Below are 14,173 nucleotides of genomic sequence, written 5' to 3' on the forward strand. Positions count from 1 at the left end.
GATCAACCATGACTGAACACACTCCATCTAATCCCGTTTTACCTTCTTCCAGCGGCAGACGGCTTCTGTTCTTCCTTCTGGTTCCCGCGGTGCTCTGCATTGCCGGAGTTCTGACACTCGGCCTGCGGGGGCGGCAGACGAAAGCTCTCGCGGCAACCACGCGCGCCCTGGAATCGGAACCGGTCTCGATCATCCATGCCAAAGTAGGCGCCCCTAACAGCGACCTCACGTTACCCGGAACCTTGCAGGCCTACTCCGATTCACCGATCTATGCACGGACAAGCGGCTACGTCTCCCACTGGTACGCTGACATCGGTACCCATGTGCGCCAGGGCCAGCTCCTCGCCGAGATTGACTCACCTGAGATCGACCAGGAGCTGAATCAGGCGCGTGCAACCGTGAACCAGGTACAGGCGAACCTCACCCTGGCGAATATCACCGCCAAACGCTACCAGGACCTGATCCGGACGAACGCGGTTTCGCAGCAAGAGGTGGATCAGAACAATCAGAACCTCGAAGCACAGAAGGCAAACCTGCAGGCCGCCGCCGCCAATGTGAACCGCTTGCAGCAGATGCAGGGTTTCGAGCGTGTCGTGGCCCCCTTCGACGGCGTTATCACACAGCGCCGGACCGATATCGGCGACCTCGTCAATGCCGGCAACGGAGGCGCTGCCTTTGAACTCTTCCGCATCTCGAAGATCGACACCGTCCGTATCTTCGTTCCGGTTCCGGAAGCTTACAGCCAACAGATCACGAACGGGCTGAAGGCGACACTGGAGCTTACAGCGATTCCCGGAAGAGAGTGGAGCGGTAGTGTCACCCGCGACAACCACGCAATCGACGCCACCTCACATACGCTGCTTACTGAGATCGACGTGCCGAACCCGAAGGGTGAGCTAATGCCCGGCGCCTATGCCACGGTACGCTTCCATGTCACACAACCGGTCTCATCTTTGACCATCCCGTCCGGGTCTATTCTCTACCAGGCAAGCGGGCCACAAGTCGCCACCGTGACTTCGCAGAACACCATCCTGCTCAAGAAGGTCGCTGTCGGACGCGACTTCGGCGACTCGGTGGAAGTCACAAGCGGCATCTCGGCAAACGATGCCGTCGTCTCCAGCCCACCTGATTATCTGATCGACGGCATGCGCGCCGACATTCAGAACTCAGCAGCAGGCCAAAACTAAGGAGGGACCATGCAGAGCAAGCAGCGTTTCATTTCGGCCGTCCTCGCCTGCGCTTTCACCGTGCTATTAGCGGGTTGTATGGTAGGCCCGAATTATAAGAAGCCAGTCGTTCCAGTGCCGCCCACGTTCGCCGGTGCAAACGCATCGTCCGACAATTCCCAGAGCTCGATCGCATATACAAATTGGTGGAAGGTCTTCAACGACCCTGTACTCAACGACCTCGAGACCCAGGCCGACCAGGCGAATCGTGATATCAAGATCGCCGTAACCCATGTCGATCAGGCATCCGCCTTTACTCAAGGCGTTCGGTCGCAGTTGTATCCCACGATCGGCATCGGCGGATCCGCGCTTCGCGCACGTGAGGCACAGAACCGCCCCAACAACGGCAATACGGCGGGACGGGCGGCCACGTATAACGATCTTCAGCTATCCCTTGCGGCCAGCTATGAGTTCGATGCCTGGGGACGCATCCGGCGCTCGATCGAATCTGCCCGGGCAACACAGGAGGCGTCCCAGGCGGACCTTCGCTTCGTGACCCTTTCTGTCGAGTCCGATGTTGCGGTGACGTACTACAACCTCCGACAGACAGACCAGCAATTGCAGATTCTCAGCGACACAATCGATACACTTCGTCAGAGCCTGGACCTGACGACGAGCCTGTTCCAGAAAGGGCTCAGCAGCGAGCTTGAAGTCAAGCAGGCGCAGACACTGCTCGATCAAACCGTAGCGCAACAACATGCCGCCGAGTTACAGCGTGCGCAGATGGAGCACGGCCTGGCAGTGCTGCTGGGACGCACTGTAGAAAGCTTCTCGCTGCCAGCCGCGCCGTTGCAGGCTCTTCCTCCACAGATCCCCATCGGCCTGCCGGCCAACCTGCTCGAGCGACGCCCTGACATTGTGGAGGCCGACCGCTCCGTAGCTGCAGCCACCGCACAGATCGGTGTTGCGAAGGCCGCCTACTTCCCTCAACTGTCGCTTACGGGACTGGCTGGATATGAGAGCAGCAATGCAGCCCATCTGCTCAACTGGCAGAACAGTATCGCCTCCCTTGGAGCGTCTGTGGCTGCGCCTCTCTTTACCGGCGGCAGACTGAAGGCCGGCGTGGAACAGGCGCAGGCTGTCTACAGACAGTCGTTGGCGCAGTATGAGAAGACGGTCCTCGGCGCCTACCGCGAGACCGAAGATCAGCTATCCGCACTTCACTTCCTGGAACAGCAGGCCGACGCACAAGGCAGAGCGGTGCAGGAAGCGCAGCAGGCACAAGCCATCGCAACAGCAAGGTACAAGAGCGGCCTTGTAAGTTATCTTGACGTTGTGGTCGCGGAGCAGACGGTGCTGGCCAATGAGCGCAGCGCGGCCCAGATCGCCGGAGAACGCATGGTCGCCTCAGTCGTTCTGATCAAAACCCTGGGCGGCGGATGGAATGGGACCGCAACTCCCTAGAAGGCCACAGCCAGGCCCAATAAAACCCGGCGATGAGCGAGTTTCGCCCACCGCCGGGACCCTGGAGGCTAACCAAGGAACTTATCTCTTCGCGGAGAGATACTTCTGAATCTTCACGTTTAGACGACGGCAGGACAGAGAAAGACGCATTATTACGAGCTGCGCCCTTCTACGTTAGGGCGCGCTGAATGTCGTGTGATAGATGATGCAGAATCGCAGCGATGACTGCGAGACTCTACGCGGTTGTGGATGCCCGATGCGCCTCACGCCAGTCGCCGGGTGGTACGCCTTCCCACGAGCGGAAGGCGCGGCCGAAGGAGTTCGGGTCCTGAAAGCCGAGAAGATAGGCGGCTTCATTCAGTTCCAGCGCCGAGTTGCTGAGATAGTACCTTGCCATCTGGTGACGAGCCTCATCGAGAACCCGCTGGAAGCTGGATCCACCTTCCTGCAAGCGGCGCTGCAAGGTGCGCGAGCTCATATGCAATGCACGCGCCACGATCTCAATCGATGGCCGTTGACCGGTCAGCCGATCCTGAATCGCACGCCTCACCAACTCGATAAAGCTGTCTTCCGCTTTATGCAGCTTCATCTGTTCGTCAAACTGCGGGGCAAGCAGATCCAATAGCTCCGTGTTCCGGGTCACAAACGGAAGCATGGCATCCTCTGCGCGGAAGACAATTGCGTTCTGGACAGCTCCGGTCGTCACCTGGCATCCCAAGAGGCGCTCCGTCGCGCGCACGTTCGATCGTGGCTGAATGTACTCCACACGCAGAGGCGTCACCGGCTTTCCCGTGCCATGCCGCGCAATCGTCACCATCCACGCGAAACAATAATCCGTCAGCAGCCGCGGCTCTGTCTCCACTGCCGCCAGCCAGCGAAAACTGATGCTGAACTCGTCCTCGCTAATCTGGTGGAGAATCTCTTCCGGCGCCGTCAGCTTCTTGTAGCGGGCCATATGCTTTACCGCTGCTACGAGGTTTTCGGTCGACAGCGCGGCTATCCCCATGGGATGGAAGCGCTCGGTCTTTGTCTCGACGGCAAGCTTCAGGCCGATCAGCGGATCGGAGCTCACGCACTCGATGGCATGCCACAGCGCGAAGAGCTCTTCGGTCGATACCAGGATGCGCGTCTGCCGAAAAAGATCCTGCGGCAAGCCCGCCTTCCGCAATACCTCAGGAACGGACACACCAAGCTCCTCAAGCTTGTTGGCGAGCCGGCCGGCGACACGAAAGTGCTTCAGCATGGAGTTCGTCCTCCTCTTTAAGCCTACCGGAGTACGTCATGGCCCGGCATGCCTATCGCGCCATACAGCATGCGAACCGCGCCAACTCTGGCGGCGCGGAATGGCGTATTTTGCAGATAGATTGGCGGGCGATGTTGGGCGAGCCGCGCAATATCCAGTTATTGTCAGAGCATCGGAACGCGGCTTCCCGCACTCCAACTGGCACGGAGTGACCGGCAACAGGCGGCGTTCAGGAGGAAACAAAGATGCAGAAGCGTCTCTTAGGAAAGAGCAACCTCGAAGTCTCCGCGCTGGGTTTTGGCTGCATGGGACTAAGCTCCGGGTTTGGTCCGCCGACCGAGAGGTCGCAGGCCGTCTCCGTCATCCGCGCAGCATTCGATCGCGGCGTCACTTTCTTCGATACGGCGGAGGCCTATGGACCTTACCTCAACGAAGAAGTTGTCGGCGAGGCTCTGGCTCCGGTGCGCGACCAGGTGGTTATCGCCACCAAGTTCGGCTTCCGTTTCGCCGATGGCAAAATCGCCGGTTTGAACAGTCATCCCGACCGCATCCGCGAGCACGTCGAGGCGGCGCTGAAGCGGCTCCGCACCGATGTGATCGATCTGCTTTATCAGCATCGCGTCGATCCCGAAGTGCCGATCGAAGACGTCGCCGGCGCGGTGAAAGACCTGATCACCCAGGGCAAGGTCAAACACTTCGGCATGTCCGAGGCAGGCGCCAAGACCATTCGCCGCGCCCACGCCGTGCAGCCGGTCACCGCACTGCAGAGCGAGTACTCGCTCTGGTGGCGTGAGCCCGAAGAGGAGATTCTTCCTACATTGGAAGAGCTCGGCATCGGCTTCGTCCCCTTCAGCCCGCTGGGCAAAGGCTTCCTCACCGGCGCCATCAACCAGAACACGGAATTTGCCCAGAACGACTTCCGCAACCTCTCACCCCGTTTCAACGAAGAGAACCGTAAGGCCAATCAGACACTCGTCGATGTGTTGGGGTCCATTGCGGAAGCGAAGAAGGCTACTCGTGCGCAGATCGCCCTGGCATGGCTGCTCGCACAGAAGCCGTGGATCGTTCCTATCCCAGGTACGACCAAGCTGCATCGCCTGGAAGAGAACCTCGGCGGCGCGAATGTCACACTGAACGCAGCGGACCTCAAACAGATTGAGGAAGCACTGGCAGGAATTGAAGTGCTGGGAGAACGGTATCCGGAGTTCCTGCAACGCATGATCGATCGGTAGAGCGACTTGGGTATCAATCGGGTGCCCCATCCATTGCATCGCAATGGGTGGGACATTCGGGGAACTTGCTTCGCTGGGGTGGACCATTCGAGCGAAGCTCGAATGGGGTTGAAATCATTGACTAAACAGGGTAGGAGCAGCGGGCTTCAGCCCGCTGATTCAGGCCTCATAAAACTTCGGGCTTTAGCCCTGGGCCTTTCGCTGAACGAGGCAAAGAGCCCAGGGCTAAACAGGCTGCGGAAAAACTCGATTTTCGAGAAGCGCAAAAAAAACGATCGCACCAGAATGACCTATAAGCGATCCGGGGACATTGGGTGATGATTTTCTATCCCCAAATTTGACCCGATTAACCCCTCATATAGAGTTTTTCCGCAGCCTGTGAAGCCCACGGCTCCCACCCAAACCATCACAGTGGATGTTGACAACCGCAAAAGATCTTGGTCGAGAAGCAGATTTCTCCGCTGCGCTACGAAATGACAAAAAAGGAGTGCGGTGCTAAACCTCCAGCACTCCCTTCAACCGCCGCATACCTTCCCGAATCTCCGCCTCACGCAACCTCGCAAATCCCAGGATCAATCCCGGCCTCAACGGCTTCCCGACATAGTGCCCGGAGACTCCATAGATCCCCACACCTCGTTCGGCGGCACGCGCAATTACCGCTGCTTCCTCGATGCGTCGCTTTGGCCAGAGAACGATGTGAGCCCCCGCGCCCTGCCCTGTTACTGTCACCTGGTCACCGAAGACATCCTCCACCGACTCCAGCAAAGCATCGCGGCGCGCTACATTGCTTCGCCGCAAACGCCGCAGATGCCGCTCATACATCCCGCTGATAAGAAACTCCGCCAGCGTCTGCTGTTCCAGGGTTGAAGTATGCCGATCACACAGCCACTTCGCCGCCATGAGTGCCGGCATCAGCGAACGCGGAGCAATCAGGTAGCCGATACGCAGCGCTGGGAAGACGGTCCGCGAGAATGTCCCCAGATAAAGGACACGGCCCTCACGGTCCAGCCCCTGCAGCGACTCCAGCGCCTGGCCCCCATAGCGGAATTCGCCATCGTAGTCGTCTTCCACAATCACCGCGCGATTGTGCTTGGCCCAGTCCAGCAGCTCCAACCGGCGTGAGAGCGGCAGCACCGCACCGGTCGGAAACTGATGCGACGGCGTCACGAAGACCATCCGCGCCGCTGCGGGAATCTTCCCAGGGATAATGCCTTCATGATCCACCGGCACCGGCCTCAACCGCGCCCGTGCCGCGCGCAGCCCTTCGCGGATGCCGCGATATCCGGGATCCTCAATCGCGACCGAGTCTTCGGGTTCCACCAACACACGCACAATCAGATCCAACGCCTGTGCCGAGCCGTTCACGATCAGCACCTGCGATGGATCGCACACTACACCGCGCGAGCGCTTCAGGTGGGCAGCAATCGCCTCCTGCAACTCCGGTGATCCGGCTGCGGCGCCATAATCCAGCTCATGCACCGGAGCCTTGCGGGCGCTGCGCAACAGCATGCGCCTCCACGCTTCAAAGGGAAACAGATCGATGTTGCTGCGGCCATAGACAAAGTCATAGCGCGGGGGCCGCCGCGGTCGACGATCGGTCTCACCCAGCTCCGTGGCCGTTTGCTCTACAAGCTTGCCGAAGCGCGACATCCGGAACCGTGCGGTGTGCATCCGCTCCTGCACCGCTCGCAGATTCAGCGCATCGGTCACATAGGTGCCCGCGCCGCGACGGCCCGCGATATATCCCTCCGCCAGCAATTGGTCGTAAGCAAGTAACACGACCGTCCGCGAGACATGAAGCTGCTCCGCCAATTCGCGCGTTGACGGCAGCCGCTCGCCGGAACGCAGCTTGCCCGCCAACACGGCATCGCGCAGGCCATGGTAGATCTGCCGGAAGAGCGGCTCGCCAGTCGGAGAAATTGGTATTACCAGATTCATAAAAAGTGGACCTTTGAGATTACCACGCCGTCTGGCACGATGAGACCCATGACAGATCAGGTACAAAGGCCCATGACCGAACGCTCGCAGGTAAGGCGTGTTCCCAAGCGCGCCGCCTATGACGCCGCCACCATCCACGCCATCCTGGATGCCGCATTCCTGGCCCACGTTGGCTTCGTCGTTGAAGGGCAGCCGTTCGTCATTCCCACGCTTTACGGCCGCAGGGACGACAAGCTGTATCTTCACGGATCGTCCGTGAGCCGGATGCTCCGCGAGTCGGGCAAAGGCATTCCGCTCTGTATCACCGTCACGCTCGTTGATGCCCTGGTGCTGGCGCGCTCTGCCTTTCATCACTCGATGAACTACCGCTCGGTGGTCGCCTTCGGCAACGCACGCCTGGTCGATGATGCGGAGCAGAAGAACGAGGCTCTCCGCCTGATCTCTGACCATCTCCTCGCCGGCCGCTGGGATGAGGTGCGTCCGCCTACCGCGCAGGAGCTGAAGGCGACGGCGGTGCTGGAGTTCACCATCGAAGAGGCCTCCGCCAAGACCAGAAGTGGTTTTCCGGTGGACGATGAGGAAGATTATGCGCTGCCGGTATGGGCGGGCATTCTTCCTTTGCCGGTGATACCGCAGGCCCCCATCGCCGACCCGCAACTACCTGCGGATATTGCTGTATCTGCAAGCATTACCGACCGATCTAGCCGCTGACCGAACAGACTAACCGAGTCACCGGTCTGCCGGTCTAATATGGAGACGACATTTTCGGTCTGGAAGGAGAGGTCCTATGCGCCGCTATTACCTTCTCGCCCTTGCCGCATTGCTTACCGCGACAGCCTGCACACAGCAGCCGTCGCCAGTCGTCCAGTATCGGCTTCCCGAACTTCTGGCCTCGCCTGCGGCCTGTCCCATCGGCTTCACCGCGCGTGCCAGCGGAACACCGGTGATGGTGCAGACAAAGGATGGAAAGGGCAAAGAGCCCGCCCACTCCGTCTCGCTCCAATTCAAGAGCAACGATACGCGCCGCGTTGAAAGCGCAACGGTGACGATCCACGGCATCCGGCAGACAAACCTTTATCTCAAGACCCGCGGTGCAACCGAAGCAAATACCTCACGCACTTTCTATCTGCATCCCAACGCGGGATCAGACGGAATCGTGCAGGATCAGGTCTCGGTCGCAGGAATCACCACATTGCGATCTGCCGAGATAACGGAGATGCGCTATACCGATGGAACAGTCTGGCATCCTTCCAAGCTCTCGGCCTGCCAGGCAGCGATCAGCGGCTTTCGGCTTATCAACACACCTGCTCATTGAGGAGCGTGTCGGTGGAACGGCTTGTGTTTGGAATCGTTGTAGGCTTGTGTTTCCAATTGCTATAGGGCTTAGCCGCCCATATCGAGTTTGCAAAGAACTTCAGGCGCTGAGGTACCAAGCGATTGACCTCAGCGGCTAAAGCCGCACTCCCACGACGCTGTTTCGGCACGGCTGAAGCCGTGCCCTTAAGCACGACATCGCGCTTCGCGCGACCGGATACAGGAGGGATCGTGCTCGGTTCCATCCTTTCGTTGCGCATACGTGCAACGGATTCGCACCGCAGGTGCGAGTGTCTTGCTTAAGGGGACGGCTTTCAGCCGTCCCATATCGAGCCCGCAAAGAATGCGGCTTCAGCCGCTGAGGTACCAGGCGGTTAATCTCAGACACATCCCTATACCACCCGATGGAATCTCCAATGCCGACCCATTAACATAAAACCATGCAGGAGTTCGTGATCGGCAACAAGCAGAAGGTAGACCTCGAAACCTGGGAGCGCCGCTCCATCTTCAACTTCTTCAAAAACTTCAGCGAGCCCTATCACGGCGTATGTCTTCGCTTGGACTGCACCCAGACCTTTCGCTACGCCAAGGAGCATCGCCTCTCTGTCTTCATCTCCCTGGTGCATCGTTCACTCGTTGCCTCTCACCTGGTGGAGAACTTCAAGACCCGCATCGTAAACGGCGAGGTGTGGCGCTATGACCAGATCCACGGCGGTAGTGCGATCGGCAGACCAAACGGCACCATCGGCTTCGGTCACTATCAGTTCCGCGAAGGCATCCAGCAGTTCGTACGCGAAGCCTCTCTCAAGGTCGATGAAGTCAAGCAGCGCGACGACATCGAGCGCTTTCCGGAAGACAATCTGATCCGCTTCTCCGTGCTTCCCTGGTTCGACTTCACCTCCATCTCGCACGCACGCGAGTTCGCGAGAGTTGACTCCGCACCTAGGATCACCTTCGGCAAGATCACCGACGCGGACGGACGCTGCACCATGCCCGTCTCCATCCACGCGCATCACGCTCTGGCCGATGGCCTGCACGTCGCACAGTTCGTCGAACGTTTTCAGGAGCTGCTGCACGCACCCGAGGCTCAGCCGGTTTTGCATGGCAGGACATAGCGGGAAATTCATTGCAGCCCATATCCCGCCGGGATACGCTTTTCTTCATGTTCGCAATCAGTCTTCGTAATACGGTCGCCGCTGTTGCGGCCTTGGGGCTTAGCCTCACGGCCTCTGCACAGATGGAGCATCATCACCACGATGCCGCACCGCCGGCTGCTTCAGAAAAACTCGGCTCCGTCTCCTTCCCTACGAGCTGCGCCGCCATATCGCAAAAGCCCATGGAGCGCGGCGTAGCCCTGCTGCACTCGTTCGGATACACCGAGGCGCAGCAGCAGTTCGAGGCGATTGCTAAAGCCGACTCTACCTGTGCGATGGCTCACTGGGGCATTGCGATGACGCAGTTCCGGCCACTGTGGGAGCGTCCTGATGCACAGGCGCTCAAGCTCGGCGCCGACGAGATGGCCAAAGCCCGCGCCCTGGCCGGCAACGCCACGCCGCTGGAACATGGCTACATCGATGCTCTCAGCGCCTTATACAAACCGGAGACCGCGGTCTACGAGCAGCGCACCGCCGACTATGAACGTGCGATGGACGTACTGCATGCCGCCTTTCCCGACGACGTAGAGCCTGCAGCCTTCGACGCCTTGGCCATTCTTGCCGCCGCGCCCGCAAACGAAGCGAGCCTGGAGCATCCGCGGAAGGCGCTCGCCATCCTGCAGCCGCTCTTTGCGGCGCATCCCAATCACCCCGGCCTGGCGCATTACATCGTGCATACCTGCGATACACCGGCGCTTGCTCCTCAGGGACTAGAGGCAGCCCGCGTCTATGCCTCTATCGCACCATCATCGGCACACGCCCTGCATATGCCCGGGCACATCTTCTCCCGTCTTGGCATGTGGCAGGAAGATATCTCCTCCAACCTCGCTTCGATGGCGGCATCGGAACAGGCAGAGAAGGCGCACCAGACCGGCGCCGCACACCAGATGCACGCTGACGAGTTCCTGATCTATGCCTGGCTGCAGACCGGCGAGGACGAGAAAGCCCGCGCTCTGACCGCGAAGATGCGCTCAATCTCGGCAGAGATGGCGGCCATGCCCTATATGGACGACATGAAGGACTATGGCCCTTTCTTCGACAACGAGCTGCACTCGATCTATATGTTGGAGATGCGTGACTGGAAATCCGCCGCTGCTTTACAGATTGCACCGAAGGCGCCTCCCTCGTCGCAGTTCTACGTGTACTGGGCAAACGGCCTGGCCGCGGGACATCTCGACAATGCAGCCGCGCTCGATACGGCCATTCACAATATGGATGGCGAGATCGAGGCCGTAAAACAGTCTCCCTTCGCCTGGCTGATCGACGTGCTCTATATTCAGCGCTACGAGCTCACTGCCTGGAAGAGCCTTCTCGCAGGCAAGCCGGACGACGCCATCGCCGCAATGCGATCGGCAACAGAGCTGCAGGACAAGCTCGGCCAGCAGGAGGTCGACCTGCCTGCGCATGAGATCTTCGCCGACATGCTGGTCACCATGAAGCGGCCGGAGCAGGCGCTGGACGAATACAAACAATCGTTAAAGGTTAGCCCCAACCGCCTGAACACGCTGCTGAGCGCCGGTCAGGTCGCCGAACAGCTAGGCCGCACCAGCGAAGCCCGTGCCTTCTACAAGACCGCAGCCGCGCAAACGGCGAACGGTGCGCATAGCCAGCGCGCCGACCTGAAACACGCCGTCACCATCGCCAACGAAAAGGGATCCGGTTTGTCGTTCAGTGCGGATCTTCTTAAACCGGGCCAGCGATAAGATAACGCGCCATTCGATCCGCCGCCTTGGTAATACCAATGCGGCGCGTCGTGATGATCTCGCCCGCCTTGTAACCATCGTCGAAGATACGGAGAGCGGCATCGGACTCGGTCATATCGATACCATCTTCTGTCTTCCGCGCAATGCCGAGGGCCTGGCATAAACGTCCAGGTCCTCCGGTGAGCTGCCTGGCAGATGCCTTAGGTGTCAGCTTACGAAGCCTTGCCATCGTCTCCAGACCTTGCAACGGATAGAGAGCGCGAAAGAGCACGCCGCCGGCCTGTCCGTCAGGCATACATGACACGTTCAGGCAGTAATACATGCCGTAGATGAAATAGACGTACGCCACGCCCGGCGGACCGAAGAGTACAGCGTTGCGCGATGTGCGTCCGATATAAGCGTGCGACGCCGGATCCTCAAGACCGAAGTACGCTTCCACTTCCGTGATCCTGCCGCTCAGCTCTTCATCGCCAAGACGGCGCACCAACACCTTTCCCAGCAGCGCCTTCGCTACGACATCGGGAGTTCGCTCATAGAAGCGGCTTTCAAGCTGGATCGGGCGCTTGGCTCTCATCGTTCTTATTTGATTCTCAACCCTTCCTCTCCATATCGAGAAGCCGCGCCTTTACGTCCAGACCTCCGGCGAATCCTGTCAACTTGCCGGAAGAGCCGATCACTCGATGACAGGGAACAACGATAGAGATCGGATTACGTCCGTTCGCCGCTCCCACGGCACGGCTTGCGGAAGGTCTGCCTAGTTGCTTCGCCAGTTGCCCGTAGCTCCGTGTCTCTCCGTAAGGGATCGCGAGCAGGGCCTCCCACACATCTTTCTGAAATGTGGTTCCCCGCATGTCCAGCGGCAGATCGAAGGCCCGTCGTGAGCCGCCGAAGTACTCTTCAAGCTGGCGCTCTGCCTTCAAGAGGATCGGATGCCGGTCGCCTTCTACCAGTCCGGTCAACGGAACGCGGCGAGGACTATCGTTCTCCCACAGGATGGCTGCCAGCCCCTTGTCACTCGCAACCAGCTTCAGTGCCCCAACCGGGCTCTCGACAAATTTATAGACGAGGTTCATTGCATGCTCCTTCCTGATAGTTGTTATTCCGAATCGCCATCGGCGGCCCAGAGATGTTGTGCTGCGTAGGCTCGCCAGGGTCTCCATGTTTCGGCCCTGCTGTGGAGCTGCTTCGCCGTCAGCACATTGCCTGTCACCTTCTTCGCTCCGCGCAGCAGACCGATATCCGATGCAGGAAAAGCGTCTACCTCTCGCAGAGCTCGAAGCGCGATGTACTGTGCCGTCCATTCCCCGATTCCGGGAATAGCTTTCAAAGACGCAATAGCCTGCTCCATCGAACTGGCGGACTGGAAGATCTCAGGAGACTTCGCCGCCGCGCGTGTCACCGATCGCAAGGTCTCAAGCCTGGCTGCGGGCATGCCAAGGCCAAGTGACGACGCCTTTGCGAGGTGCTGCGCCGCAGGAAAGGCATGCGTGAGATCGGGATGCATACCGTTGGCAGACGGCAGGGTCCTGCCATGCAGCTCAACCAGCTTGCCTGCCAAACGCCTCGCCGCGGCCACACTTACCTGCTGCCCCAGCACAGCCCGGATCGCGAGCTCAAAGCCATCCCATCCTCCCGGCGCACGCAGCCCCGGCCTGCGGGCTACAAATGGTGCAAGCTGCGTATCGCGGGAAAGATGTTCATCGATTGTGCCGATATCGACATTCAGATCGAACTGGCGACGCACCCGATGCACAATCGCAGGCAGCGCCTTCACGCTGGGAAATTGAATCGTGACACACAGGCTTTCGCGCCTCGGCAGATGTTTCACCGCAATCGCACCCAGCTCTCCATCAAGCTCAATGACGCGGTGATAGACACGATTCGCAACCACCTCCACCCCGGGGATCGCGCGTGCTTCAAGAAAATGCAGCATCGCGTCCCAATCGTAAGGCGGCCGGTAGCGCAGCCGAAGCATCGTGCCGGCGTCTGTTGCCACCACACTCGACCTGCGCCGCAGCGCACTGGGAGGGCGCTTAAAGAGATTCTGAAAGACCTCATTGAATCGGCGCAAACTGCTGAAACCCGAGGCCATTGCCACTTCCGTCATCGGCAGATCTGTATCGTGAATCAACTGCTTCGCGAACAGCACACGACGGGTCTGCGCCACGGCGATGGGTGACGCTCCGAGATGCTGTAGAAACAGCCGGCGTAGCTGGCGCTCGCCTACACCAAGCCTCTCGGCCAGGGTTTCAACCGTCTGCGCTTCACCATCCAGCGCGCCTTCTTCGATCAGCGCCAGCGCGCGAGAGACTGTGCTGCTTGTTCCCTGCCATGCCGCAAGCTGAGGCGCTGTCTCAGGGCGGCAACGCAGGCACGGACGGTAGCCGGCCTCCTGCGCCGCAGCGGCCGAGCCATAAAACGTGCAGTTCTCAAACTTCGGCGTACGCGCCGGACAGACGGGCCGGCAATAGATTCCTGTGGATTTGACGCCCACATAGATCTGACCATCGAACCGTGCGTCATGACTCTGTAGCGCCTTGTAAGCAACCGCCTTATCGGGGACAACCATGCCTTGAGTGTCTCTTGCCTACGCCCCGAAATACTCGCGGAATTCGGACATCAATGGAAAAGAAGGATGTCCATGCGTAACGTCATGCCAGGCGATCGTAGAAAGAACGAAGCAGAAGGCTCCCGACTTGCGTAGCGAGAGCATTTTTCTGTTGCTGGGTATTCCGGAAGGGGCGTGCAGCAACGGAAAAAATGTTCTAACTATGCGTTCTCAATCACTTAGCCACCTCTCCCATGGGCTAACGTGCTTCGCCGTACAAAGAAAACGTGAGATCTTTCCTCAACTTCGCGATTCGGTTCAAACAACACGAGGGGGTTTTATGTGTCTCTAAACATGAGTCGGTGCCAGATCTGTACCAGGTCTATGCGCAGGTGGATAGGAGTGTGTTTT

At 59.4% G+C, this 14,173-nt stretch carries 12 protein-coding genes; 7 read left to right on the forward strand and 5 right to left on the reverse strand.

Annotated features, from left to right (window positions below):
* Nucleotides 1–8 precede the first annotated feature (8 nt).
* Both FTW19_RS21950 and FTW19_RS21955 read left to right on the forward strand, forming a co-directional pair.
* Nucleotides 9–1,187, forward strand: coding sequence for an efflux RND transporter periplasmic adaptor subunit (locus FTW19_RS21950; RefSeq protein WP_147649712.1), 1,179 nt, complete (start codon nt 9–11; stop codon nt 1,185–1,187).
* Between the two features lie 9 nt (nt 1,188–1,196).
* Nucleotides 1,197–2,630, forward strand: a complete 1,434-nt coding sequence (locus FTW19_RS21955) for an efflux transporter outer membrane subunit (protein WP_147649713.1) — start codon at nt 1,197–1,199, stop codon at nt 2,628–2,630.
* Nucleotides 2,631–2,865: 235 nt separating this feature from the next.
* Here FTW19_RS21955 and FTW19_RS21960 read toward each other — a convergent pair whose 3' ends face one another.
* The gene (locus tag FTW19_RS21960; RefSeq protein WP_147649715.1) at nt 2,866–3,873 is read right to left on the reverse strand and encodes an AraC family transcriptional regulator; all 1,008 of its coding nucleotides are present in this window, start codon (nt 3,871–3,873) and stop codon (nt 2,866–2,868) included.
* Between the two features lie 245 nt (nt 3,874–4,118).
* Between FTW19_RS21960 and FTW19_RS21965 the strand changes: the two genes are divergently transcribed.
* Nucleotides 4,119–5,105: an aldo/keto reductase gene (locus FTW19_RS21965; protein WP_147649717.1), complete on the forward strand. Its 987-nt coding sequence runs from the start codon at nt 4,119–4,121 to the stop codon at nt 5,103–5,105.
* A 495-nt stretch (nt 5,106–5,600) separates the two neighbouring features.
* On the opposite strand, the gene FTW19_RS21970 is transcribed toward FTW19_RS21965, so the two are convergent.
* Nucleotides 5,601–7,043, reverse strand: coding sequence for a PLP-dependent aminotransferase family protein (locus FTW19_RS21970; protein ID WP_147649719.1), 1,443 nt, complete (start codon nt 7,041–7,043; stop codon nt 5,601–5,603).
* Between the two features lie 72 nt (nt 7,044–7,115).
* Here FTW19_RS21970 and FTW19_RS21975 point away from each other — a divergent pair, with 72 nt between their 5' ends.
* The 4 genes from FTW19_RS21975 (at nt 7,116) to FTW19_RS21990 (ending at nt 11,214) form a co-directional block, all read left to right on the forward strand.
* Complete coding sequence (locus FTW19_RS21975; protein WP_147649721.1) at nt 7,116–7,754, forward strand: pyridoxamine 5'-phosphate oxidase family protein; 639 nt, start codon at nt 7,116–7,118, stop codon at nt 7,752–7,754.
* 76 nt (nt 7,755–7,830) lie between these two features.
* Entirely contained in the window at nt 7,831–8,358 is a 528-nt protein-coding gene (locus FTW19_RS21980) for a hypothetical protein (RefSeq protein WP_147649723.1), read from the forward strand.
* A 439-nt stretch (nt 8,359–8,797) separates the two neighbouring features.
* Nucleotides 8,798–9,472, forward strand: a complete 675-nt coding sequence (locus tag FTW19_RS21985) for a CatA-like O-acetyltransferase (protein ID WP_147649725.1) — start codon at nt 8,798–8,800, stop codon at nt 9,470–9,472.
* Between the two features lie 47 nt (nt 9,473–9,519).
* Nucleotides 9,520–11,214 carry a hypothetical protein gene (locus FTW19_RS21990; protein WP_187143123.1) on the forward strand — a complete coding sequence of 565 codons (1,695 nt, stop codon included), beginning with the start codon at nt 9,520–9,522 and terminating at the stop codon, nt 11,212–11,214.
* Here the strand turns inward: FTW19_RS21990 and FTW19_RS21995 are convergent.
* From FTW19_RS21995 to FTW19_RS22005, 3 genes are read right to left on the reverse strand one after another with little or no spacing between them, the layout of a single operon-like run.
* On the reverse strand, nt 11,195–11,788 hold the full coding sequence (locus FTW19_RS21995; RefSeq protein WP_147649727.1) for a DNA-3-methyladenine glycosylase: 594 nt from the start codon (nt 11,786–11,788) through the stop codon (nt 11,195–11,197). The genes FTW19_RS21990 and FTW19_RS21995 overlap by 20 nt on opposite strands.
* A gap of 16 nt (nt 11,789–11,804) precedes the next feature.
* Nucleotides 11,805–12,287 (reverse strand): methylated-DNA--[protein]-cysteine S-methyltransferase, encoded by a 483-nt coding sequence (locus tag FTW19_RS22000; RefSeq protein WP_147649729.1) that lies wholly within the window; start codon nt 12,285–12,287, stop codon nt 11,805–11,807.
* A gap of 23 nt (nt 12,288–12,310) precedes the next feature.
* Entirely contained in the window at nt 12,311–13,783 is a 1,473-nt protein-coding gene (locus tag FTW19_RS22005) for a DNA-3-methyladenine glycosylase 2 (protein WP_147649731.1), read from the reverse strand.
* Nucleotides 13,784–14,173 lie beyond the last annotated feature (390 nt).

It is taken from the genome of Terriglobus albidus (assembly GCF_008000815.1).
GTDB classification, from domain to species: Bacteria; Acidobacteriota; Terriglobia; order Terriglobales; family Acidobacteriaceae; genus Terriglobus; species Terriglobus albidus_A.